We start from the raw sequence: 26,019 nt of genomic DNA on the forward strand, positions 1-26,019 counted from the left end.
TGTTACCTTTTCGATACAAAAAACGGCGCTATAGAAGCGCCGTTTTATTAATATGATTTGTACAGGGTGCGATTAGCTAAGAGGCCTTAGGTAAGCAAGAAAACGCTTCTCTGCGAATTTAAAAATCGCGATGATGATAAACGTGAGCGCCATGTAGAACAGACCTGCAGTCAGGAAAGACTCGAATGGAGCGTAATAACGTGAGTTAACCAAACGAGCTGCACCCGTTAGATCCATAATGGTTACGATACCTGCTACCGCAGAGCCGTGAAGCATGAAAATGACTTCATTACTGTAAGCTGGCAGTGCGCGACGTAAAGCACTTGGTAAAATGATACGACGGTAAGTCTTCGGTGTACTCATGCCGTATGCTTTTGCAGCTTCCACTTCACCTTTCGGTAACCCGTTGATCGCACCACGAATGATCTCTGCAGTATAAGCTGACGTGTTAAGAATGAATGCCACTAAAGCACAGAACCATGCGTTTTCCCACAATGTGTCTTTCACTGGGAAAAACTGATCCATACCGTAGTAAATCAGGTACAGCTGAACCAATAATGGTGTGCCACGGAAGAAATAGATGAACGACCAAGCTGGAGCATTAATCATCATATTTGGACTGTTACGAGCGATAGCTAACGGTATGGCTACGAATAAGCCAATGACCAAAGCGACACAAACCATCCAAGCCGTTGTCCATAAACCACCAAGGTAAATCGGCAGGCTTTCAATTATCAATGAAAAGTCCATAACTACCTCGCGTGGATACTGAATTTACGTTCAACCAACTTAAGTAAGCCTGTCGAAACACTGGTGAAGAATAAGAAGATCAGCGCCACCGTCATGTAGAAGGTAAATGGCATTTTGGTTGAACCTGCCGCTAATGCGCTAACGCGGACCATGTCTTCTAGGCCGATAATCGAAACCAACGCAGTCGTCTTAAGCAGAACCAACCAGTTATTACCAAAGCCCGGCAGTGCGTGACGAATCATTTGCGGTAATAGAATACGACGAAACGCTAAAACGGGTCCCATGCCATAGGCCTTTGCGGCTTCCATTTCACCGCTATCAACAGCCATGATTGCACCACGGAAGGTTTCAGCCATGTAAGCGCCAAAGATGAAGCCAATGGTTAAGACACCAGCAATGAATGGGCTGACATCAATATAATCTGGTAAGTAAGAGGTCCATTCGTGGTTAGGATCACTTGAGGTGAACCACTCATTGAGCCACTCATTGATGGAATACAAACTGTTGTTTAAAAGGATTTGTCCACCAAAGAAAATCAGCATCATCAAGACGAGATCAGGAATGCCTCGAATAACAGTTGTATAGAGGGTTGCAATAGCACGAGCCCAACGATAAGGCGCTAGTTTTGCTAAGGCACCTAGCATACCAAGAACCATAGCTAAAATTAGCGACAGCAAGGCAACTTCGATTGTAAGCACCGCCCCTTTCAGGATCGAAGCTTCATATCCTTGTAAATCAAACATAATGAATTCCAACAGAACTGCGAAAAAGTTGGTAAGACAGGGAGAGGAGAACCTCTCCCTTAAGAAGTGACGCTAGAAATTACTGACCGTATACGTCGTAGTTGAAGTATTTAGCAGCGATATCTTGGTAGATGCCTTTCTCACGTAGTGAAAGGATTGCAGCATCTAATTGCTTAGTCAGATCTTTGTCTTGCTTACGTAGAGCAATACCAAAACCTTCACCGAACCACTTAGGATCTGTTAGTGATGGACCAACAAACTCGTAAGCTTCACCACCAGCTTTGTTTAGTACGCCTTCTTCTAGAGCAGATGCATCACCCAGTACAGCAGCAACACGACCGTTAGCTAGATCAAGGTAAGCTTCATCGAATGAACCGTAACGAACGATTTCTACTGTGTCACCGTAGTTGTCTGTTAGATATTTATCGTGAGTTGTTGCACGTTGAACCGCAATTTTTTGACCGCTTAGATCATCGAAGTTAAGACCTGCACCTTTTTTAGCAATGAACTTGTTTGGGATAAGTGCGTATTTGCCAGTGAAATCGATCTTTTTCTTACGCTCTTCCGTGATCGACATTGCCGCGATGATCGCATCATATTTACGAGCAAGTAGAGAAGGGATAATGCCATCCCAGTCTTGTGCAACGATCTTACACTTCACCTGCATTTCAGTACAAAGTGCGTTAGCCATATCGACATCGAAGCCTTTTAGTGAACCGTCAGCTTCTGTCCAGCTAAATGGAGGGTAAGCACCTTCAATACCGAAACGTACTGTTTTCCATTCTTTTGCTTGAGCTACGCCCGTTGCAGCAGTTGCAGCAAGTGCCGCGACTAATAACCACTTTTTCATATCCCTACTCCTGTGATTTAGGTTTTTATGTTTTGCTAATTTTAATATTGTGTTTGTTGTTACTTATTAACTTACTTGTTGTGTTTCATTGTTAACACTGTCGCCATTTACCTTAGCAACAGCATTTCAATTCTGATTAGTAAATCGATGAGATAAATTGTTGTAATCGCTCAGATTCAGGCTCAGTAAACAGTTTAGCTGGATCGCCCTGTTCTTCCACTAAGCCTTGATGCAGGAACATCACATGGTTTGATACGTCACGAGCAAAAGCCATTTCATGTGTTACCACAAGCATGGTTCTTCCTTCTTCTGCTAGATCACGCATTACACCAAGTACTTCCCCTACTAACTCAGGGTCAAGTGCTGATGTTGGTTCATCAAACAGCATCACCTCAGGATCAACCGCTAACGCTCGAGCAATTGCCGCACGTTGTTGTTGCCCACCTGATAAATGACCTGGGTAGTAATCTTTACGCTCATACAGGCCTACTTTTTTAAGTAGTAGTTCTGCATTTTCAATCGCTTGAGCTTTAGGTACACCTAAGACGTGAACAGGCGCTTCGATAACATTTTCGAGAACGGTCAGGTGAGACCAAAGATTGAAGCCTTGAAAAACCATCGCTAAGCGAGAACGGATTCGCTGTACTTGTTTTTCATTAGCAGGAACAGATACACCTTGGCGGTTGTTTTTCATTTGAATTAATTCGCCATTAACCCAAATTTCGCCTGCGGTTGGTGTCTCTAAAAGGTTGATACATCTAAGGAAAGTACTTTTACCCGACCCAGAAGATCCGATAATCGATACAACATCGCCTTTATGCGCAGAAAGTGAAATTCCTTTTAAAACTTCATTTTGACCAAACGTTTTGTGTAGATCCTTTATGTCCAGCGCTGGTACATCTTTCATGCGCTTTCTCTCCCAAGTTTGTGAAAATGCAAGGTACTCCGACCTTTTCATGCGATACAAACTAGCACCACACGAAAAAACATGCAACAAATTATTAACCTAATAAATTGGAATAAATAGCGATTCACTCTGACTTATTATGCAAAAGGTAGCGTTTTCACCTCAATTTAATGAATGAGTTCTATCAATAAGCTGTAATTACACCCCTTACATTGTTTAAATAAAGTTAACCAAAATGAGATTCTCGTAGCTTGATGTCTCACAAGAAAAACAGGTTTTGTGAACTTAGAAACATCGCGACCCACAAAATATAGCGCGAACATTCAGCACACCATCCTCACCATAATGCACAATTATTTTAAGGTTATTACATTGTAATGTATTTTACTCAGAGCGTGGGCAAGCGAGTAATAGTGAGATAACTCAGTAAACATAAAGCATTCAGCCAATGCCATAGCGGTAAAGGCTCGGAGAAGATAAGAAAACGTCAATTTGTGAAAACTAATTACACGATTCATCAATGGAAAGTTAATGAATCGCTGCGTTTTGTAGCTTTCTTTCACATACACTCATAAAGTGATCAAGATCAATCACCCTAAAGGGTAAGCTTGTTAGACTCCTCAGCAAAGAATAAGGCATTAAAAATGCCAAACATTTCTTTTAACTTAGCTGCATAAAGCACATCAAGACCGTGCAACATAATGTTAATGAGTTATAACTAAGAAATAACGCAATTACGCGAACTTATAGAATTCAATTTTAGAATTACTAACATAAAAATATGAGGAATCTATGTCAGACGTTGTGAACAATGCGAACTCTGAAGTAGAAGAGAAAAGCTATAAAGAGCTACACCGCCCTGCTTCTGAATTTGAGAGCCGCTCAGATTATCTAGATCATGAGCTTCAAATCATGAAGCCTCGCCGCTTCGGTTTAAACCTTCCTGGTCGTGACTTCCGCTTTGAACTTGAAGACCTTGTTCCTGCACTTGCTGGTACCATTGGTATCATCGCGATGTACTCAGCAGTAATGATGTCTTGGGCTGATGGCCTAACTCAAGCTTGGGATCACGTAAACTTAGGTAAAGAGTTTGCGATTGAAGTCGCTCGTGTAGAAATGCTTATCCCTGCACTGCTGTTCTGTATCCTTGCTTCTGGTTTCTTTAACCCTAAAGCAAACCTTGCCGGTAACCACGGCCCAATGATTCCTCTTATCGGTACCATTGCTTTAGCTGGTGCTCACCCTCTTGCATTGGCAATTCTTATTGGTGTCTTCGGTCTAATCCTAAGTTTCCTAAAAGGCGGCTCCAAGCTGGTTAACCTAACTTCGGAAGGTACCGCTGGTGGCTTGCTCATTTTCTTAGGCCTAACGGGCACCATGAGCCAAATTAACTCAATTCAAACATGGGCGGTTGGTCTTCAATCTTCTACTGTTGAAGCGGGCAGTATGGGTTACGTTGGTTTAATTGTTCTTGCTATTACTATTGCTATCTACGCTTTCTTAGCAAAAGTGAACAAGCGTTGGTTGGCTATCCCAGTGTGTGCATTCACAGGCCTTGCTATTGCATTAGTATTAGGCGCTGGCTTCGACATCGTATTCGAAACTGAAATGGGCATTCCAAACCTAAACCCAGTTTACTGGTGGGGTTCTACTTCTGAAGGTTGGATGCTTGGCTTGCCAAACGTCGAACACTTCATCGCTTCTCTACCATTCGCAATTCTTGCAGTAGCGATGTGGTCACCTGACTTCCTAGGTCACCGTATCTTCCAAGAGCTGAACTACCCTAAAAAGTCTGAAAAAGTTCTTATGGACGTAGATGACACAATGACTATGTGTTCTGTTCGTCAAATGGTGGGTACTGCGGTTGGTGGTGGTAACATCACTTCTTCTTGGGGTACTTACATGATCCCAGCAGCTATCGCGAAACGTCCAATTCCTGGCGGCGCAATCTTGCTTGGTTCTCTATGTATTATTGTTGCGATTCTTGGCTTCCCAATGGACGTTGCGGTATGGCCACCAGTGATGCGTGTCGCGCTACTTGTAGGTGTATCTCTACCTCTACTTGAAGCGGGTATGCAAATGGTTAAGGATTCAAAAGATTCTCAAGCGGCTGGTATCTGTATCTTCGGTTCTGCGGTTGTTAACCCAGTACTAGCATGGGCACTGACTATGCTTCTTGATAACAACGGCCTAATTGGTGATAAAGAGCGTGCGAAGCGTCTATCATTTGTAGACAAGATTGTTATCCCAGTTGGTGTTTTAGTTATCTGTCTAGTAGCAATGCTTGCAGTTGGTATGCTAGAAAGCCAATATGGTCTAAAAGCTTGGCTATAATGGTCGTTACTACACAAAAGTAGTAATCAGATTAAAAAAAAGTTTGGGTGGCAACCCCTGTCACTCAAATTTTTTCAACTTTTTTTGGCATTTATTGATTTAGTTTAAGGTTTGCAGGAATTTTTTAGCGTAGTCTTGAATTCATAGAGTAAAGACAACATATAAAAAGTAGTGACAATATATATAACCATATGACGCTTATATGCTCATATATATTGTTATTAATAAGAGTGTACTACCCTTACGAGGGGCGCTGGCTCAACAGTGTTAATGTACGTATTTTTTCTACTAAAAAGGTAGGTATGTCATGGCAGAGCAATTTGCTAAAGCTTGGGAAGATTTTGCTGCAGGTGAGTGGCAAAGCGAAGTAAACGTTCGTGATTTCATTCAAAAGAACTACACGCCGTATGAAGGCGACGAGTCTTTCCTAGTTTCTGAGGGTACTGAAGCAACTAACAAGCTTTGGTCTTCGGTAATGGAAGGTATCAAACAGGAAAACGCAACTAAAGCACCTGTAGATTTCGATACTTCTGTTATCTCTACCATTACTGCTCACGATGCAGGTTACATTGAGAAAGATCTTGAGACTATCGTTGGTCTACAAACTGAGAAGCCACTAAAACGTGCAATCATCCCTAACGGTGGTGTACGTATGGTTGAAGGTTCTTGTAAAGCATACGGTGAAACTCTTGACCCAATGGTTTCAAAAATCTACTCAGAATACCGCAAAACACACAATGCTGGCGTTTTCGATATCTACACTCCTGATATCCTAAAATGTCGTAAGTCTGGTGTTCTGACTGGTCTTCCTGATGCATACGGCCGTGGTCGTATCATTGGTGACTACCGTCGTGTTGCACTTTACGGTATTGATTTCCTAATGAAAGACAAAGCTGCTCAATTCGCTTCTCTACAAGAGCGTTTCGAGAACGGCGAAGATCTTTCTGCAACAATGCAATTGCGTGAAGAGATCTCTGAGCAACATCGTGCTCTAGGTCAAATCAAGCAAATGGCTGAGAAATACGGTTTCGATATCTCTGAGCCAGCTCAAACTGCTCAAGAAGCTATCCAGTGGACTTACTTCGGCTACCTAGCTGCTGTTAAATCTCAAAACGGTGCTGCAATGTCTCTAGGTCGTACTTCGACTTTCCTAGACATCTACATCGAGCGTGATATCGCTGCTGGCAAAATCACAGAAGACCAAGCACAAGAAATGATCGACCACTTCGTAATGAAGCTGCGTATGGTTCGTTTCCTACGTACTCCTGAGTACGATGAGCTATTCTCTGGCGACCCAATCTGGGCAACAGAATCTATGGGTGGTATGGGTATCGACGGTCGTACGCTAGTAACGCGTTCGAACTTCCGTTTCCTAAACTCTCTATACACTATGGGGCCTTCTCCAGAGCCAAACATCACTGTTCTTTGGTCTGAGCAACTACCTGACGGCTTCAAGCGTTTCTGTGCGAAGGTATCTATCGATACTTCTTCTATCCAGTACGAAAATGATGACCTAATGCGTCCTGACCTTGAGTCTGATGATTACGCTATCGCTTGTTGTGTATCTCCAATGATCGTTGGTAAGCAAATGCAGTTCTTCGGTGCTCGTGCTAACCTTGCGAAAACAATGCTTTACGCAATCAACGGCGGTGTGGACGAAAAACTTAAGATGCAAGTTGGTCCTAAAGAAGCTCCAATGACTGACGCTGTTCTTGATTACGATAAAGTAATGGACCGTCTAGATCACTTCATGGACTGGTTAGCTAAGCAATACGTGACTGCACTAAACAGCATTCACTACATGCACGACAAGTACAGCTACGAAGCTTCTCTAATGGCTCTTCATGACCGTGACGTTCGTCGTACTATGGCTTGTGGTATTGCTGGTCTATCTGTTGCAGCTGACTCACTGTCTGCAATCAAATTCGCGACTGTTAAACCAATCCGCGACGAAGATGGCATCGCAACTGACTTCGAAATCGAAGGCGATTACCCTAAATACGGTAACAACGACTCTCGTGTAGATGACATTGCTTGTGAACTAGTTTCTACGTTCATGAACAAGATCCGTAAGCTTAAGACTTACCGTGATTCAATCCCTACACAGTCAGTTCTTACTATCACGTCTAACGTGGTTTACGGTAAGAAAACAGGTAACACTCCAGACGGTCGTCGTGCTGGCGCTCCTTTCGCTCCTGGTGCTAACCCAATGCACGGTCGTGATGAGAAAGGCGCAGTAGCTTCACTAACGTCTGTAGGTAAACTACCGTTTGCTGATGCACAAGATGGTATCTCTTACACGTTCTCTATCGTGCCAAACGCACTAGGTAAAGAACAAGACAGCCAACGTGCTAACCTTGCAGGCCTAATGGATGGTTACTTCCACCACGAAGCTGGCATTGAAGGTGGTCAACACCTTAACGTTAACGTTCTTAACCGCGAAACTCTTGAAGACGCAGTTAAGCACCCTGAGAAGTACCCTCAGCTAACAATCCGTGTATCTGGTTACGCTGTTCGCTTTAACTCTCTAACTGCAGAGCAACAAGCTGACGTAATCGCACGTACATTTACTGAGTCTCTATAAGCTCACTGCTTAATAGACAGTAAATAATATTAGCCTCGCCAATGTGCGGGGCTTTTTTATATCCGTTGTAAATCGCACAAGCTTAACCCATCCCTCGAAGTGTTAGATTGAGCAAAAAAGCACCCTGCCATTCACTTTTTTTCCACAAATCCTGTCAAATTACGGTAATATCTCGGTTCATAATTTAAGAGTAACTGCTCCATGAAATACCTGCGTTGTTTACCCCTGATTCTCCTTTCTTTTTCATCTTTGGCATCTGATCGTTCTACGTTAACTTTCGCTTTAGATAACGATGGTATTTTTGGTGTCGACCAAGACTATACCAACGGCTTATTTCTGGGTTACACATCATCAAGTATTACACCATACAACTGGGTAAAACCACTGAGCCTTTCTTACTGGGGCGCAAGCTCTCTAGATAAGTGGGAAATCACCATTGGCCACAAAATGTATACGCCTTCAGATATTGAATTGGAAACACCATCTGCCAATGATCGCCCGTATGCAGGTTACCTACACACCGAATTCAACTACATCAGCTTAAATCCACAACAAGCTCAGCGTTTTAACATCACGTTTGGTACGACTGGTGAGCGTGCACTTTCAGAAGATGCTCAAAAGCTGGTTCACTCAATCACAAAATCAGATGAGCCTATGGGCTGGGAATATCAAGTTGATGATGAGTGGGCGGGAAGCGTTGGCTACCTAAGCCATTTCAACTTAATGCGTAATCAAGCTCTAGCGAATACTGACTACGAAATCTCTAACGTTTCAGAAATCAACGTGGGTAACTTTAGAAGTGATATCTCGACTGGTTTTATGTTCCGTTGGGGTACTGACTTGGGCGGTAACTTTGGTGCAGCCAACATCACCACAGAAAACCCATTCAAACCTGGCATGATCGGCGCATCAAACGCTGGTTGGTTTACCTATGCAGGCCTTGAAGGTCGTTACCGATTCAACGACCTAACAATTGAAGGCGATCGCTCAGGTGTTGATGAGTACGCTCATAAAAACAACGAAGATCCCGCTATCTACGATGTGACTTTAGAGAATATTCAAGCGACTGCTGTATTGGGTGTCGCTTGGTATAACCGATACGTTGGTGCCTCTTTCGCACTAACAGCAAAAACACCAGATTACGAAGAAGCAAAAGAGTCAGTGTACACCACTGGCGGTATCACAATGTTTGCTTTCTTCTAGCCACCAGTAAGAGCTTTCGTCCTTTACTTTCCAAGTTTAATAAAGGCAATCATCTTAACGGGTGATTGCCTTTATTTTTAAAGACCTCGTTACCATTTGACCCTATTTTATGTACCGTTTTTGTAATAAAATAAAGGGTATAAATTCCTCTACGAGAATAGCTCATGTCTACAACTGGTCGCATTCACTCATTCGAATCTTGTGGTACTGTCGATGGCCCTGGTATCCGCTTTATTGTGTTTCTTCAAGGCTGCTTAATGCGTTGTATGTACTGTCATAACCGTGATACATGGGATCTTCATGACGGAAAGGAAGTAACGGTCGAAGAGATCATCAAAGAAGCAAAATCATACCGTCATTTTATGAAAGCATCGGGCGGTGGTATCACCTGTTCTGGTGGTGAAGCGATGCTACAACCTGAGTTTGTTCGTGACTTTTTCCGCGCAGCTCAAGCTGAAGGCATTCACACTTGTCTTGATACTAATGGCTACATTCGTAAGCACACTGAAGTGGTCGATGAAGTACTAGAAGCCTCTGATCTAGTAATGCTAGATCTTAAACACATGCGAGATGAAATTCACCACGATTTCATTGGAGTATCAAACCGACGTACTCTGGATTTTGCGCGCTACTTGCACAAAATCGGTAAGAAAACTTGGATTCGCTATGTGATTGTTCCTGGCTACACCGATACGCCTGAAGATGCTCATCTTCTAGGTGAATTCATCAAAGATATGGATAACATCGAGAAAGTAGAACTGCTTCCGTACCACAAGCTTGGTGCTCATAAATGGGAAGCGCTTGGTTTTGACTACCCGCTTGAAGGAACAAACCCACCAAGCAAAGAAAAAATGGACGAGATTGTTGAGGTTCTAAGCCAGTACCATTCAAACGTAAAATACTAATCTAGACTTACGTCCATAGCGATTTCAAACGCCTCAATTTCGATTGGGGCGTTTTCTTTTCGAGCCAAACAACCCTTTCACTTTTCTTTACAACTTTTGTTTATCAATTCAAAAAATCATATTAAATCCGTGTTGAGATCATGTTTCCACTCGTAGGAATGCTGTTACTCTTACTGCAACAAAAGAATACAACATTTAGTTTTTTAGTGAGGCTCCTCCCATGGAAATGACCAATGCTCAGCGTCTAATTCTATCAAATCAATACTACCTAATGTCTCAAATGGATCCTGAGAACTCCGCTAAATATCAACGCCTACAAACGATTGTAGAACGCGGTTACGAACTCCAAATGCGTGAGCTTAACAAAGAGTTTGGTTGTTTGACTGAAGCAGAATGTCGCGAAATTATCGACATCATGGAGATGTATCATGCAATGCAAGAGTCAAACAAAATGCTTGCAGAGCAAGAACGTGCTGAAGTAGACCAACGTCGCCTACAGTTCTTAGGTTTTGATATCGCTTCTGAAGCACAGATCGTACATTACGTGCGTTTCCTTGTAGATTCTGAAGGTCTTTACCCTCAGTTCGACAAAGCGGATCACCACTTCAATAGCCAAATGCCAATGCTAGACAAATACCGTCGCATGCTAACAACATGGCGCAACTGCCCTCGTCAGTACCACCTATGTGCGACAGAGCTATCTCAAATCTTCAGTGCTTAATGCATCAAAAGATAAGCCTCAGCTGGCTTAAAAAATTTCAAAAAAGGGTTACTCATCACGAGTAACCCTTTTTTAATATTCGTATACAAAGAGAAAACCAAAGTAACTAGAAAACGTAAGCAACACCGACGTTTGCAGCCATGTTGATACCACTTTCAAGTATTGGGCTGTTCTCAATATTCCCTTCTAGATTGGTATAACGAACGCCACCCGTCACTCGGATATTTGGCGTCACATGCAAGTAACCACCTAAACCAATAAAGTACTGGCCATCCCAGTCTGCGTCGAATTCATTGAGGTTTGTTCTTGCCGCTTCAGCTGAACTCACACCATATAAGTGATTGTTCAAACGCTCACTGTTATAGGCGTAACCAATAGAAGGAGTAATCGCCCAACCATTTCGGCGAATAGGTAGGCGCCATGCCGCTTCTGCGTAAATACCGTTATGCTTAAAACCTAAGTCCGAACCTGCTGTCGCTTCAAACATCCCAACCAGAGTAATCACTTGATAACTGATACCACCCAATACAGAGGCATCACGTTCATCCAACTTTTGAATATCAACGTTATCAGAGTCACCCGGCTTTAATGTTCTTGAATCATAAACGGCTCGAAACACAATATTTTGCGGTGAACCTGCAGGTAATAAGCGATAGCCTGCACTGAAACCACGCATAAAGAAGTGCTCACCTTCATAACCAATCATAGGGATCACGGCACGGTTTGACGGAGTGTCTTTGTAAACAGCAGGAGAATAAGAGGCAGCAACGCCGAGTGACCACTGCGAGATTTTTGCATGTGTTGCTGTCGAAGCCAGTAACGCAGCACTGATAGCCACTATTTTTAACCCATTGTTCTTCACTACATCTACCTATTTATTGAGCAATTTTTGATAACGCCGCGTATTATATGGTACTTCGTTCCAGAAAATCAATAGAGCCCAGTTATACATCTAATACACATAAATCCAGTGTGAGTATTGTTAAGCGACCTAAAATCACAAAACAAACGGCTAGATCCCCTCGAATGTAAAATAATTTGATTCTACACGCCTCAAGTTGCCTATTGAGCTCGCTACGTTTTTCACACACAAAATTGTAAATAAATACATAATTGTTAAGCAAAATTGTCGAAGCGGGTCTAACCTTAAAATGTAGGGAGAGCCTATTTTTCAATCGCTCGTCAGTTTTGACTGGTTAACAAGGGGAATGTGACTATGAGTATTTTTGACCACTATCAATCACGTTATGAAGCAGCCAAGGAAGAAGAGCTGACATTGCAAGAGTTCTTAGCGCTGTGTAAAGACGATAAAAGTGCTTACGCGAATGCTGCCGAGCGCTTATTACTAGCCATTGGCGAACCTGAGGTCATTGACACCGCTCAAGACCCTCAACTGAGTCGTATTTTCTCGAACCGTGTCATCTCACGCTACAGCGAATTTAAAGATTTCTACGGCATGGAAGATGCGATTGAACAGATTGTGTCTTACTTAAAACATGCTGCACAAGGTTTAGAAGAACGTAAACAAATCCTTTACCTACTTGGCCCTGTGGGCGGTGGTAAATCATCTCTTGCTGAAAAACTCAAAGCCCTGATGCAGAAACTACCAATCTATGTATTGTCTGCTGACGGTGAACGAAGCCCAGTAAACGATCACCCATTCTGTCTATTCGATGTCAACGAAGACGGTGACTTATTGAAGAACGAATATGGCATTGAGAAACGCTATCTTCGCTCAATTATGTCTCCGTGGGCTGCAAAACGTCTGCACGATTTTGGCGGTGATATTTCCAAATTCAAAGTCATCAAACTGCGCCCTTCGATTCTCGATCAAGTTGCGATCGCTAAAACAGAGCCTGGTGATGAAAACAACCAAGATATTTCGTCTCTGGTTGGTAAAGTGGATATTCGTAAACTTGAGCACTTCTCTCAAGATGATCCTGATGCCTACAGCTACTCTGGTGCGCTATGTAAAGCCAACCAAGGTGTGATGGAATTCGTGGAGATGTTTAAAGCGCCAATCAAGGTATTACACCCACTACTAACGGCAACACAAGAAGGTAACTTCAACGGTACCGAAGGGCTTTCTGCACTGCCATTTGACGGTATGATTCTGGCTCACTCGAACGAATCTGAGTGGCAGACCTTCCGTAACAACAAAAACAACGAAGCCTTCCTTGACCGTGTGTACATTGTAAAAGTCCCTTACTGTCTACGAGTCTCTGAAGAAGTTAAGATCTATAAGAAGCTGCTTGAACACAGTGAGCTATCCAAAGCCCCTTGTTCACCAAGCACGCTCGACCTTCTATCGCAATTCAGCATCCTATCGAGACTGAAAGAGCCTGAAAACTCTTCTCTGTTCTCAAAAATGCGGGTTTACGATGGTGAGACTCTAAAAGACACCGATCCAAAAGCGAAGAGCTACCAAGAGTACCGAGACTATGCTGGCGTTGACGAAGGTATGTCTGGGCTATCAACACGTTTCGCCTTTAAGATCCTGTCTCGCGTGTTTAACTTCGACCAAGCCGAAGTGGCCGCTAACCCAGTGCACCTGTTCTACGTTATTGAGCAACAAATCGAACGTGAGCAGTTCCCTCAAGAAACCGCCGAGAAGTATCTAGAGTTCTTGAAAGGATACCTAGTACCACGCTACGTAGAGTTCATCGGTAAAGAGATTCAAACCGCTTACCTAGAGTCTTACTCTGAGTACGGTCAAAATATCTTCGACCGCTACGTGACCTACGCAGACTTCTGGATTCAAGACCAAGAGTACCGCGATCCAGAAACAGGCCAGCTATTTGACCGCGCTTCTCTGAATGGTGAACTTGAGAAAATAGAGAAAACAGCCGGTATCAGTAACCCTAAAGACTTCCGAAATGAGATTGTGAACTTTGTGCTTCGTGCCAAAGCCAACAATAACGGTCAAAACCCTGTGTGGACGAGCTACGAGAAACTGCGCACTGTGATTGAGAAGAAAATGTTCTCTAACACAGAAGAGCTACTTCCTGTTATCTCATTCAACGCTAAGACCTCAACGGATGATCAGAAAAAACACGACGACTTCGTTGCTCGTATGATGGAAAAAGGCTACACCGAGAAACAAGTGAGACTGCTATCCGAGTGGTACCTAAGAGTTCGTAAATCCTCATAACCAAACTGTATTGAGCTGCTCAAGTGAGCAGCTCGTACAAAGCAATAACTCTTATACCCTAATAAAAAGTAGGATCGTGACATCAGCTGAGAGGGAGTTCTTATGGCACAATTTATCGATCGGAGGCTCAATGGCAAGAATAAGAGTGCTGTGAATAGACAGCGTTTCTTACGACGCCATAAAGAGCAAATCAAAGAATCTGTGGCCGATGCAGTTAACCGACGCTCAATCACCAATACTGAAACTGGTGAAGACGTCACTATTCCCCATAAAGACATCAAAGAGCCAAGCTTTCACCAAGGTCAAGGCGGCGTAAGAGAACGCGTTCACCCAGGTAATGATCAGTTCATCACTGGCGATAAAATCGAACGTCCCAAAGGGGGCGGTCAAGGTGGTGGCTCAGGCCAAGGTGACGCAAGCCCTGATGGCGAAGGCCAAGATGAATTTACCTTCCAAATTTCAAAAGATGAGTATCTTGATATTCTCTTTGAAGATTTAGCTCTACCTAATCTAGAGAAAAATCAGGTCAATAAAATCACCGAATGGAAAACGCACCGCTCTGGTTTTCAAAGCGCGGGGATTCCATCCAACATCGCTATCGTTCGTTCACTTCAGCAATCTCTAGCTCGTAGAACCGCGATGACAGCAGGTAAAAAGCGCGAGCTTAACCTACTGATGGAGCAACTTGACCAAGTTAAAATGACGGAACCGGCACAACCCTTCGAAGAGAGTCGCTTAAAAGAAGAGATTGCCGAGCTACGCAAAAAAATTGAAAACGTTCCATTCATTGATACCTTCGACTTACGTTTTAAAAACTATGAGAAGCGCCCTATTCCATCTAGCCAAGCCGTGATGTTCTGTTTGATGGATGTGTCCGGATCTATGGATCAAGCCACCAAGGACATTGCAAAACGCTTCTACGTACTGCTTTACTTATTCCTCAATCGCACCTATGAGAATGTCGATGTGGTGTTTATTCGTCACCATACTCAGGCAAAAGAAGTCGACGAGCATGAATTCTTCTACTCGCAAGAGACCGGCGGCACCATCGTTTCTAGTGCATTGAAACTAATGAAAGAAATTGTTGCAGATCGCTACCCAGCTAACGAGTGGAACATCTATGCGGCACAAGCTTCTGATGGCGATAACTGGGCTGATGACTCGCCTCGCTGTAAAGAGCTATTGGTGAATACGCTTCTGCCAACTTGTCAGTATTACTCTTATATCGAAATCACACGCCGCTCTCACCAAACGCTTTGGCACGAGTATGAGAAGTTAGAAGCAAGCTTCGACAACTTCGCAATAAAAAACATTAAAACGGTGGATGATATTTTTCCTGTGTTTAGAGAACTGTTCCAGAAAGAGACAGCGTAAGGGAGTTTGCCATGACAGCGAAATCAAACGTTGCAGAGAAAGACAAAGCTGCAAAAAAGAAAAACAACAAGATGCTGCCTGATGGTCCAGATTGGACATTCAATCTCTTGGAACAATATCACGTCGAAATTAAGCGTGTGGCGCAGCATTACCGTTTAGATACTTACCAGAACCAAATTGAAGTGATCACTTCAGAGCAGATGATGGATGCATACTCAAGCATTGGTATGCCTATCAATTACAACCACTGGTCATTTGGTAAGAAATTCATTCAAACCGAGCAAAACTATAAGCATGGTCAGATGGGCTTGGCATACGAAATTGTGATCAATTCAGACCCTTGTATCGCTTATCTGATGGAAGAGAACACGGTCACGATGCAGGCACTGGTAATGGCACACGCTTGTTACGGCCACAACTCTTTCTTTAAAGGCAACTACCTGTTCCAGACCTGGACAGACGCTAGTTCTATCATCGATTACTTACTGTTCGCTAAGAAGTACATTAGTGGTTGTGAAGAGAAGTATGGCGTCGCTGAGGTCGAGCAACTCCTTGATTCTTGCCATGCATTAATGAATTACGGCGTAGACCGATACAAACGTCCTGAGAAGATTTCCATTGCCGAAGAAACCGCAAGGCAGGAAGAGCGAGAGGCTTATCTGCAATCTCAAGTCAACGAGCTATGGAGAACTGTGCCAAAAAATCAAGACAAGGAAAAAGAGACCAAAATCCGCTTTCCTAGCGAACCTCAAGAGAACATTCTCTACTTTATCGAGAAGAATGCACCACTACTTGAACCTTGGCAGCGTGAGTGTGTTCGTATTGTTCGCAAGGTGAGCCAATACTTCTATCCTCAGAAACAAACACAAGTGATGAATGAAGGTTGGGCGACCTTCTGGCACTACACCATTCTCAACCACCTTTACGACGAAGGTTTGGTGAGTGATAAGTTCATCTTAGAGTTCCTGCACAGCCATACCAGTGTGGTCGCACAACCTGCTTACAATAGCCCTTACTTCAGCGGGATAAACCCTTACGCACTCGGCTTCGCGATGTTTAGAGACATACGACGCATCTGTGAAGAGCCAACCGATGAAGACCGAGAGTGGTTCCCAGACCTGGCCGGAAGTGATTGGTTAGAAGCGGTGCATTTTGCGATGCACAATTTCAAAGATGAAAGCTTTATCAGCCAATACCTTTCTCCAAAGATCATTCGAGACTTTAAGCTGTTCTCAGTGCTCGACGACGACCGTAAAAACACCATTGAGGTAAGTGCTATTCATGATGACCCGGGCTATCGCCTGATTCGTGAAAAGCTTGCGGCTCAATACAACCTAAGTAATCTTGAACCTAATATTCAGGTATTTAACGTCGATGTTCGTGGTGATCGTTCAATGACACTACAGTATGTGCCTCATGACCGTATCCCGCTTGACAAAGGCTACGATGAAGTGATGAAGCATCTCTATCGCTTATGGGGCTTTGATGTGATTTTGGAAGAACTCAAAGACACTGGACACAGAGAGATTCTGACGACTTGCCCAAAACGTAATGATTATGGAGCCAAGATTTAATATCAATCACAGTAAATAAGTGATTGGTATAAAACTCCGCTCCCCCTACAACATAGTGGTCACCCGCTCGGAAGTGGAGCAATAAAAAAGCGCATAAGTCTGATGACTTATGCGCTTTCTTTTTAAAGCTCAAACGTCTGCAAATGAACGTAAGGCACTAAACCTAGAGCTAAAACAGAATAAGCTTAAACAATCGGCTTTTGACCACGTTCAATCAGCTTCATCAGCACGCTGTCTGCAGATTTACCTGCCACGCCAGCTAGCTTGTCTGACAGCTTTTTCTTCTGTACGTAGTGAATCGCTAGCACTGTCTTGTCTTTGCATGCTTCAACAACTAAGTCATCAGAAGTACGGATCTCATCCACCAGCCCAAGTTCATGTGCTTGTGTACCAAACCAGTGCTCGCCAGTTGCGACCTTATCAAGGTCTAAAGCTGGACGATGGTCGTGAATGAAGTCTTTGAATAAGCCATGTGTCTCTTCTAGCTCTTCTTTAAACTTCTCACGCGCTTTATCGCTGTTCTCACCAAACATGGTTAGCGTGCGTTTGTACTCACCTGCTGTTAACTGTTCAAACTCAATATCATGCTTTTTAAGCAGTTTATTGAAGTTGGGCAATTGAGCGATAACACCAATAGAGCCAACGATAGCGAAAGGCGCTGACACAATTTTGTCTGCAATACATGCCATCATGTAACCGCCGCTTGCTGCTACTTTGTCTACCGAGATAGTCAGAGGCAAACCTGCCGCTTTGATACGATCAAGTTGAGAAGACGCTAAACCATAGCCGTGAACCATGCCACCGCCAGATTCAAGTTTAAGTAATACTTCATCGCCTTCACGAGCAACAGCCAGAACCGCCGTTACCTCTTCACGTAATGAAGCCACTTCTTTCGCATCAATGCTGCCGTTAAAATCAAGAACGAATAGATGTGGTTCACGCTTGCTATCAAGCTCACCCTCTTTCGCAGCTTTTTTCACTTCTTTACCGCGTGATTTTACTTTCTCTTTTTCCGCTTTCTTTTCTGCTTTATCACGGGCTTTGATGAAAGCATCATCGTGTAGATGGTGCTCTAGTTGTTCAATCGTCTGTTTATGGTGTTCAGATAGGTTCGTGATTTCCAGCTCACCTTTAATTGCGCTTGATTTCCCACCCACAGATTTAGCAATCACTAAAATTGCGATGATGGCGATTACAACGGTCGCAATCTTGGCTAAAAACAAGCCGTAGTCCAACAAAAATTCCAATGTCATATCCCCTATTGTATGAATTAGTGTATTGTAACCATCTTGTCACGATTACCAAGAATTTCTCATCATTCCTGCGGTTATCTGTGTGATTAAACATCAATGGAATGACGAACATAATAAAAGAAAGAAGGATAAGCACAGTGGATTACCCAATCTCTACAGATGCCCTCAAAGATAAAGTAATTTTGGTTACAGGTGCCGGTGCTGGCATTGGTCGTCAAGCAGCACTAAGCTTCGCTCAACATGGTGCAACTGTCATTCTGTTAGGCCGTAATGTTAAAAACCTTGAATTCATTTACGATGAAATCGAAAGCGCTGGTTACCCACAACCTGCGATCATCCCATTGGATCTAAAAGGTGCGACAAAGCAGAACTACGTTGATATGGCTGAAACCATTGAGTCACAGTTTGGTCGCTTAGATGGTCTACTTCATAATGCAGGTGTTCTCGGTACTCTGAGCCCGTTTGAGCAAATTGATGAAGAAACCTTCGATGATGTTATGCAGATCAATGTGAAGTCGGAATTTTTGATGACTCAAGCACTACTGCCTGCACTTAAGAAAGCTGAAGCGGGTCGTATCGTATTTACCTCTTCAACGGTTGGTCACTCTGGCCGTGCATTCTGGGGTACTTACGCAATTTCTAAGTTTGCTACCGAAGGTATGATGCAAATCCTAGCGGACGAGCTTGAAGACACAAATATCCGTGTTAACGCAATCAACCCAGGTGGCACTCAAACACGTATGCGTGCAAAAGCGTACCCTGGAGAAGATGCGAATAAGCTAAAAACGCCACTCGACATCATCCCGCTATACCTACACTTAATGAACCCAAGTGTGACGGACATTAATGGCCAATGTATCGATGCTCAACCTAAGTAGTTGATATTATAATCAATCGTAAAAAGTCGCTTTAATAGCGGCTTTTTTTGTATCTAAATCAAGCACCTAAAACTTAGTTCCTCTGATTTTCATCATTTTGCTTTGCATCTTTTATATTGTTAAATATACTGTACAAATATACAGGTATTTAATTGTGCATGAACTCATAAAAAACTTACAAGACCGCCAGCTAATCTGGAAAGGGCTACAATCAACAACGCTAGGAAGTACCACTTCTACAGGCTATCCGCAATTGGATAAACAGCTTGATGGTGGCTTTCCGACACACGGCGTTATTGAAGTTGAATCACAGCAAGGGATCGGTGAACTTCGCCTACTTACGCCCTATTTAGCTCAGAAAAACTCGCAAAAACTGGCCATATTCATTAACCCGCCAGGGAAGATTTGTGCCGAGTTTTTTAGCAGCCAAGGCATTGAATTAGAGAACATTCTCATTATCCAGCTGCAACGCGAACTCGATGCGTTGTGGGCGGCTGAGCAGTGCCTCAAAAGCGGCGCTTGTCACTCTGTATTGCTATGGGGAGCCGATCTAGAAATCCACCAAACCAAGCGCTTACAAGCAGCCAGTGAAACCGGTAAGTGCCTGCAGTTTCACTTTAAAGCCACCAGCCATAATCAACTATCCCTACCCGTTTCTTTGAGCATGAAGCTGTCTTCTCACGCCCAAGGATTGAAGGTAGAGGTAACAAAAAGAAAAGGCAGTTGGTCATATGGCAGCTTTATTCTAGACATGACACACAACTGGCCGTTACTCACAGAGAAAGTCGTTTATGAAGACAGTTCAGACCGCACTTTGTCTGGTAACACTGTACTGGCTTTTCCTATTGCGAAGCAAGGCTAGCGTATGTTGTGGCTTTATATTCACTTTCCATCTCTGCAGCTGGATACCTTGTTTAACTCTAATGAATTGGGTTCGAGCGAAGACTCACGCGAACAACCTATTATCATCGTGGATGAAAAAGATCATCGTGTGCTGCAAGCTAATCCAGCTGCGCTGCAATCGGGAATTTCGCTTGGTATGGGCTTAGGCTCTGCGGCGGCGCTGTGTCACAATTTACACGTCCACCCTTACAGTATTGAACTGGAGAAAAGTAAGCTCAAAGAGATCGCTCAATGGGCTTATCTAGTCACTTCCGACATGGCACTATTGCCACCTAATGGTTTATTGATTAAAGCCTCTAACATGCTGTCACTTTACGACGGGTTAGATAACTACTGGCATGAACTCAAAAACCATATTGCAGCCCTCAACATTAAGTTCAGTTTTGCCACAGGTTACTCGCCGCTTGCTGCGACCCTTTTGGGTAAGCAAGCGATCAACCAAGCAACAAACAATGTTGAGCAAATGAAAGCTTGGGTCAATCAGCAAGCATTGAGTTCCAGTGAACTACCGACCAAGCAAGTTGAACGCCTGAACCGTGTCGGTATCAATATCGTTGAAGACCTATTAAAGCTGCCTTTGCAAGAGGTCGCGCGTCGCTTTGACATCGACTTGGTCAATTATGTTGGTCGTCTTAATGGACAGTTCAAGCACCCGATTGATTTTTATCACCCGCCAGAGAATTTCCAACAATATCTGGAGCTGTTGTTTGATATTGAAAATATTCTGTTCATTGAAAAGCCGTTACTGAAATTACTAAATCAACTCGAGTGTTTTTTGAAGCTACGCGACCGAGTGGCTTTCGAGTTAACACTGACTTTGCACCTAAGAGATAAAGACGACCACCCTGTCTCTTTTTATTCGGCACAAGGTGATTACCTTGCTGGAAAATGGGCGAACCTTACCCATCTAACTTTAGAATCACTAAAGCTCACAGCGCCGGTTCAAGGGCTCACTCTCTCGTTAACTCGTCATGGTGAGCCTCAAATGGCCTACCATGATCTTTTTGATGGCAATACCGGAACACTTGCTGCGCTAGACCTGCTTTCACTGTTACAAGCGAAGCTTGGGCAGGCCAGTATTCAAACACCGAAAATACAGCATGACCCAAGGCCAGAAAAAGCCAATCAGTACTCGATCCCAACACTGAGTAAATCTGTGTCAAAGAGTAAAACTCCCTCAGAGTTCGAGCAACAAACCACAGTTCTCAGCGTCAATCAGCAGCGACTCAGGCCCAGTATTTTGCTGCCGGAGCCAGAAGCCTTAACCGAGAAAATTACCTTATCTCAGGGCCCTGAACGTATTGTTTCTGGCTGGTGGGATGGCGAGAAAATCATTCGTGACTACTTTATTGCTCACAGTGAAAACGGTCGATGGCTATGGGTATTCAGAACACCCGATAAACAGTGGTTCTTGCACGGTTTGTTCAGTTAGTAAGGCAGTTTGGTAAGTCGTTCTTGCCACTTGTCCCATTTAAACGCCCCTTTTTCAATCATGTTTACTCACAATGATTAAGTGAGATTACGTTATGTCTCAGCAGTACTCAGAGCTTTTCTGCCAAAGTAATTACTCCTTTCTTGAGGGAGCTTCACACGCGGAAGAGCTGGTTTTACAGGCCGACTTTTTACGTTACAAAGCACTCGCAGTCACTGATGAGTGCTCGGTCGCGGGTATCGTTAAGGTTCACTCTGCAATCAAGCAACACAAACTGTCGCTCAAGCAGATTGTCGGAAGCATGTTTTGGTTAAATGAAGAGTGCCAAGTTGTCTTGTTATGTCCAAATAGACAAGCCTATGCCGAACTGTGCCGTATTATTACCAACGCTAGACGTCGTAGCAGCAAGGGACATTATCAGCTCTCTGAGTGGGATATCATGTCGGCTAAGCACTGCTTCATCCTGTGGTTGCCTCAACAGAAAAATGAAGACGCACATTGGGGGCAGTGGCTTTCTCAGCACCACTCAGGTCGGTTATGGATTGGCTTACAACGACACCTGAAACAGACCGATCAACAGTACATTGATTACTGCGTTGTTCTGTCACAACATCACCAACTGCCTATTACAGCTTGCGGTGGCGTGTTGATGCACAATGCTAACCGCCTGCCCTTACAGCACTCACTCACTGCGATTAAATACCAAAAGCCAATAACCGAAGTGGGAAGCCATCTGTTGGCGAATGCCGAGCGCTGTTTACGAAGCATCAATAAGCTCTCTCATATATTCAAAGCTGAGTGGCTGGAAGAGAGCAACCGAATTTCTGAGCTGTGTGAATTTGATTTAGGTAGCCTACGCTACGAATACCCAAGTGAACTGATTCCTCAGGGTGAGACACCCATGAGTTATCTGCGCATGTTGGTCGAGAAAGGGAAACAGGCTCGCTTTCCACAAGGTGTGCCTAATGACATTCAACAAATCATAGATAAAGAACTCGGGCTGATTGGTGAGCTTGACTACCCTTTCTTCTTTCTCACCATTCACGACATCGTCATGTTTGCCAAAAGCCAAGGCATTCTTTATCAAGGTCGAGGTTCAGCGGCCAATTCTGTAGTCTGTTACTGCCTAGAAATCACCTCTGTTGACCCAAGGCAGATCTCAGTACTGTTAGAACGCTTCATCAGTAAAGAGCGTGATGAGCCGCCTGATATTGATGTCGATTTTGAACACGAACGCCGTGAAGAAGTCATCCAATACATCTACCAGAAATACGGCAGAGAACGGGCTGCACTTGCTGCAACTGTCATCTCTTATCGCTTCAAAAGTGCGGTCAGAGATGTCGGTAAAGCATTGGGACTACAAGAAACTCAGCTCGACTACTTCATCAAGAATACCAATCGCAGGGACAAAAACCTAGGTTGGCAAGCTCAGTTAACTCAATTGGGGCTACAACCTGATTCTTTGAAAGGGCAACAGTTTATCCACTTAGTCAATGAGATCATCGGCTTCCCACGTCATCTGTCTCAGCATGTGGGCGGCTTTGTGATCTCTTCTGGGCCCTTGTATGAATTGGTTCCTGTCGAGAACGCTGCTATGCACGATCGCACCATTATTCAATGGGATAAAGATGATCTTGAAACCTTGGGGCTACTAAAAGTGGATGTGCTCGCGTTGGGTATGCTGTCTGCGATTCGTAAATGTTTCGACCTGATCAAACGCATTCACGGGCGATCACTGACTATTGCTGAGATCACTCGCCTTAAAGACGACCCTCAGGTTTACGGCATGATTCAGCGAGCAGATACCGTCGGGATATTCCAAATTGAGTCTCGCGCGCAAATGAGCATGCTGCCAAGGCTTAAACCGAGAACTTATTACGACTTGGTGATTCAAATCGCTATCGTACGCCCAGGTCCTATTCAGGGCGATATGGTGCATCCATTTCTCAAGCGTCGAGATGGCATTGAGCCAATCAGTTATCCATCTAAAGACGTGGAATCAGTACTGTCGCGCACCTTAGGTGTACCTATCTTCCAAGAGCAAGTGATTAAACTCGCGATGGTGGCTGCAGGGTTCACTGGTGGTGAAGCAGATCAACTCAGACGCGCAATGGCCGCTTGGAAGAAAAATGGCAACGTCTTTAAGTTTAAAAACAAACTCATCGAGGGAATGCAAAAGCGCGGCTATGAGACAGAGTTTGCCGAACAGATCTTTAAACAGATATGCGGCTTCGGCGAGTACGGATTTCCGGAAAGCCACTCGGCTTCGTTTGCGGTGTTAGCGTATTGCTCAGCTTGGTTGAAATGCTACTACCCTGAATGTTTCTACGCTTCTTTGTTGAACAGCCAACCCATGGGCTTTTATAGCCCATCACAGTTGGTACAAGATGCACAGCGACATAATGTGGTGATACTTCCGGTATGTGTGAACGCTTCTCAAAACGACCACACGGTTGTCTCTCATCAGAATGGTCTAGCGATTCGCTTAGGGCTGCGACAAATCAAAGGGTTCAGCGAGCATGGGATTCAAAGCGTGATCGCCAATCGTCCACCATCCGGTTATCGCCACCCTAGCCAGGTGAAACAGTTATCGATGAATAAGAAAGATATCGAGCTACTGGCATCGGCCAATGCGCTACATAACGTCTCTGGAGACCGCTTCCAAACTCGCTGGGCGATAATGGATTCCGCGTCTGATCTACCTCTGTTTAGCCAGGTCTATGACGATACTGAGGATGAGCATGGCGAACACACACTGCACAAGCCCAACGAAATGCAAGATCTACTCGAAGACTTCACCAGTGTCGGAGTTTCACTGAACAAGCATCCAATCACTTTGCTCGCAGAAGCGGGACGATTAGGTCGATTCACACACATGAAAGATTTAATACAACAAAGACACAAATCGATGGTCACCGTTGTCGGATTAGTCACAGGAAAACAATCTCCCGGAACCGCGGCAGGTGTCACCTTTGTCACACTAGAAGATAGCACTGGTAATATTAATGTCGTGGTATGGGGAGCAACCGCGCGCGCTCAACAGCAAGCCTACCTCACAGCCAAGGCGTTAAAAGTACAAGGGATATTAGAAAAAGAAGGAGAGGTCGTGCATGTTATCGCGGGGAAACTTATCGATATTACCGATGAAATTGTTGGTTTGAAAACCAAATCACGAGATTTTCATTAACGATTCAAATCGCCCTACCAGAAACGCTAGAAACGAAAAAGGGAAGCATCTGCTTCCCTTCATTTCAAATTGTTGAGTTACACCTCAACGTCAGCTTCCGTACGTCTTTTCTTAAATTCCCTATATAGTAATAAGCTCAAAGTCATAACGACTTTAGACGTTAACCATATCATTAAAAGGAACTACCTTAGATTGTGTGTGAAAAGTTACGTGAGTAATTGAGCATATTTTGTTACGATAAATATGCCGCATCAATAATAGCAAACGTTTTCTATAAGGTCACTCAAAACAAACTGCATGTCGGTATAAATTACAGGATCTGACGCATACGCTCTTGAGTTACCTCAACCAGCAAATCTGGTTGGAACTTAGAAATAAAGCGGTTACACCCTACTTTCTCCACCATCGCCTCATTAAAACTTCCACTTAATGAAGTATTTAGCGTAATGAACAGATCATGCATTCTAGGGTCAGTACGTACTTCGTGTGTCAGTTTATAGCCGTCCATTTCAGGCATTTCAGCATCGGTGATCATCAACAATATTTCTTGATTGATGTCTTTGCCTTCATCACACCAGCCCTTAAGTAAGGTCAGTGCTTCTAAGCCATCACAACACTCAATAATATTCAACCCAAGCTGCGACAAGGTGCCTTTGATTTGATTACGCGCTGTTGAAGAGTCATCAACGATAAGCACGTTACGTCCTATCATTTCCTGAGCTAACTGCTGATCTAACACACCTTCAGAGATCGATACATCGTAATCAATGATCTCAGCCAACACTTTCTCAACATCGATGATCTCGACGATCTTGTGCTGCTCTTCTTCTTGAATATGCGTGATAGCGGTTAGGTAGTTTGCGCGGCCTGTTGTCTTTGGCGGCGGTTGGATTTCTGTCCATGTCGTATTGACGATATTACGAACTTGCCCAACCAAGAAACCTTGTACGGTTCGGTTGTATTCAGTAATGATCAGGTTACTCTCTTGAGATTCCGCACGAGATGGCGGAAAGCCAATGGCACTTCGCAGATCAATCACAGGTACCGATTCACCACGTAGAGAAGCAACCCCCGTAATATGGTGGTGAGAGCCCGGTAAGCGAGTAAGTACTGGCACTTTTAGGACTTCTTTCACTTTAAATACGTTAATCGCAAATAGTTGACGACTATTTAAGCTGAATAATAAGAGTTCCAGACGGTTTTCACCGACTAGCTTGGTTCTCTGATCAACCGAATTTAAAACGCCAGACATACAACACCTTAGTGACAA

At 43.8% G+C, this 26,019-nt stretch carries 19 protein-coding genes; 12 read left to right on the top strand and 7 right to left on the bottom strand.

Features of this window, described 5'->3' with window-relative positions; all coding sequences use genetic code 11:
- Positions 1 to 72: 72 nt before the first annotated feature.
- The 4 genes from BCU34_RS08515 to BCU34_RS08530 form a co-directional block, all read right to left on the bottom strand.
- A complete protein-coding gene (locus tag BCU34_RS08515; protein ID WP_048664666.1) occupies positions 73 to 750 on the bottom strand; it encodes an ABC transporter permease in 678 nt (225 codons plus the stop codon).
- A gap of 2 nt (positions 751 to 752) precedes the next feature.
- Entirely contained in the window at positions 753 to 1,493 is a 741-nt protein-coding gene (locus tag BCU34_RS08520; RefSeq protein WP_048659692.1) for an ABC transporter permease, read from the bottom strand.
- Positions 1,494 to 1,572: 79 nt separating this feature from the next.
- Positions 1,573 to 2,343 carry an ABC transporter substrate-binding protein gene (locus BCU34_RS08525; protein ID WP_048659693.1) on the bottom strand — a complete coding sequence of 257 codons (771 nt, stop codon included), beginning with the start codon at positions 2,341 to 2,343 and terminating at the stop codon, positions 1,573 to 1,575.
- 136 nt (positions 2,344 to 2,479) lie between these two features.
- Entirely contained in the window at positions 2,480 to 3,250 is a 771-nt protein-coding gene (locus tag BCU34_RS08530) for an ABC transporter ATP-binding protein (RefSeq protein WP_004736532.1), read from the bottom strand.
- A gap of 792 nt (positions 3,251 to 4,042) precedes the next feature.
- Between BCU34_RS08530 and BCU34_RS08535 the strand changes: the two genes are divergently transcribed.
- From BCU34_RS08535 to BCU34_RS08555, 5 genes are all read left to right on the top strand, one after another.
- Positions 4,043 to 5,584 (top strand): DUF3360 family protein, encoded by a 1,542-nt coding sequence (locus tag BCU34_RS08535; protein ID WP_102432540.1) that lies wholly within the window; start codon positions 4,043 to 4,045, stop codon positions 5,582 to 5,584.
- 307 nt (positions 5,585 to 5,891) lie between these two features.
- The gene (pflB, locus tag BCU34_RS08540) at positions 5,892 to 8,168 is read left to right on the top strand and encodes a formate C-acetyltransferase (RefSeq protein WP_055319744.1); all 2,277 of its coding nucleotides are present in this window, start codon (positions 5,892 to 5,894) and stop codon (positions 8,166 to 8,168) included.
- Positions 8,169 to 8,369: 201 nt separating this feature from the next.
- On the top strand, positions 8,370 to 9,371 hold the full coding sequence (locus BCU34_RS08545; protein ID WP_102432541.1) for a lipid A deacylase LpxR family protein: 1,002 nt from the start codon (positions 8,370 to 8,372) through the stop codon (positions 9,369 to 9,371).
- 164 nt (positions 9,372 to 9,535) lie between these two features.
- Entirely contained in the window at positions 9,536 to 10,276 is a 741-nt protein-coding gene (gene pflA, locus BCU34_RS08550; protein WP_102478307.1) for a pyruvate formate lyase 1-activating protein, read from the top strand.
- Positions 10,277 to 10,496: 220 nt separating this feature from the next.
- Positions 10,497 to 10,997 carry a YfbU family protein gene (locus tag BCU34_RS08555; RefSeq protein ID WP_017631241.1) on the top strand — a complete coding sequence of 167 codons (501 nt, stop codon included), beginning with the start codon at positions 10,497 to 10,499 and terminating at the stop codon, positions 10,995 to 10,997.
- Positions 10,998 to 11,103: 106 nt separating this feature from the next.
- Here the strand turns inward: BCU34_RS08555 and BCU34_RS08560 are convergent, their stop codons facing one another.
- The gene (locus BCU34_RS08560) at positions 11,104 to 11,859 is read right to left on the bottom strand and encodes a MipA/OmpV family protein (protein WP_102478308.1); all 756 of its coding nucleotides are present in this window, start codon (positions 11,857 to 11,859) and stop codon (positions 11,104 to 11,106) included.
- A 354-nt stretch (positions 11,860 to 12,213) separates the two neighbouring features.
- Between BCU34_RS08560 and BCU34_RS08565 the strand changes: the two genes are divergently transcribed.
- The 3 genes from BCU34_RS08565 (at position 12,214) to BCU34_RS08575 (ending at position 17,096) form a co-directional block, all read left to right on the top strand.
- Positions 12,214 to 14,148 carry a PrkA family serine protein kinase gene (locus BCU34_RS08565; RefSeq protein ID WP_048659697.1) on the top strand — a complete coding sequence of 645 codons (1,935 nt, stop codon included), beginning with the start codon at positions 12,214 to 12,216 and terminating at the stop codon, positions 14,146 to 14,148.
- Positions 14,149 to 14,250: 102 nt separating this feature from the next.
- On the top strand, positions 14,251 to 15,522 hold the full coding sequence (locus BCU34_RS08570; protein ID WP_102478309.1) for a YeaH/YhbH family protein: 1,272 nt from the start codon (positions 14,251 to 14,253) through the stop codon (positions 15,520 to 15,522).
- 11 nt (positions 15,523 to 15,533) lie between these two features.
- Positions 15,534 to 17,096: a SpoVR family protein gene (locus tag BCU34_RS08575; RefSeq protein WP_048659699.1), complete on the top strand. Its 1,563-nt coding sequence runs from the start codon at positions 15,534 to 15,536 to the stop codon at positions 17,094 to 17,096.
- Between the two features lie 185 nt (positions 17,097 to 17,281).
- Here BCU34_RS08575 and sohB read toward each other — a convergent pair whose 3' ends face one another.
- Positions 17,282 to 18,349, bottom strand: coding sequence for a protease SohB (sohB, locus tag BCU34_RS08580; protein WP_170960865.1), 1,068 nt, complete (start codon positions 18,347 to 18,349; stop codon positions 17,282 to 17,284).
- A gap of 137 nt (positions 18,350 to 18,486) precedes the next feature.
- On the opposite strand from sohB, the gene BCU34_RS08585 reads away from it, so the two are divergent.
- The 4 genes from BCU34_RS08585 to BCU34_RS08600 all read left to right on the top strand — a co-directional run bounded on the left by BCU34_RS08585 (position 18,487) and on the right by BCU34_RS08600 (position 24,749).
- Positions 18,487 to 19,227, top strand: a complete 741-nt coding sequence (locus BCU34_RS08585; protein WP_050621848.1) for a YciK family oxidoreductase — start codon at positions 18,487 to 18,489, stop codon at positions 19,225 to 19,227.
- Positions 19,228 to 19,381: 154 nt separating this feature from the next.
- Positions 19,382 to 20,089 carry a translesion DNA synthesis-associated protein ImuA gene (gene imuA / locus BCU34_RS08590; RefSeq protein WP_102478310.1) on the top strand — a complete coding sequence of 236 codons (708 nt, stop codon included), beginning with the start codon at positions 19,382 to 19,384 and terminating at the stop codon, positions 20,087 to 20,089.
- A 3-nt stretch (positions 20,090 to 20,092) separates the two neighbouring features.
- On the top strand, positions 20,093 to 21,562 hold the full coding sequence (locus tag BCU34_RS08595; protein WP_102478311.1) for a Y-family DNA polymerase: 1,470 nt from the start codon (positions 20,093 to 20,095) through the stop codon (positions 21,560 to 21,562).
- A gap of 94 nt (positions 21,563 to 21,656) precedes the next feature.
- Positions 21,657 to 24,749, top strand: coding sequence for an error-prone DNA polymerase (locus BCU34_RS08600; protein ID WP_102478312.1), 3,093 nt, complete (start codon positions 21,657 to 21,659; stop codon positions 24,747 to 24,749).
- A gap of 310 nt (positions 24,750 to 25,059) precedes the next feature.
- On the opposite strand, the gene BCU34_RS08605 is transcribed toward BCU34_RS08600, so the two are convergent.
- Positions 25,060 to 26,001 carry a chemotaxis protein CheV gene (locus BCU34_RS08605; RefSeq protein ID WP_076656977.1) on the bottom strand — a complete coding sequence of 314 codons (942 nt, stop codon included), beginning with the start codon at positions 25,999 to 26,001 and terminating at the stop codon, positions 25,060 to 25,062.
- Between the last annotated feature and the right edge of the window lie 18 nt (positions 26,002 to 26,019).

It is taken from the genome of Vibrio sp. 10N.286.45.E10 (assembly GCF_002874195.2).
Taxonomy (GTDB): Bacteria; Pseudomonadota; Gammaproteobacteria; order Enterobacterales; family Vibrionaceae; genus Vibrio; species Vibrio crassostreae.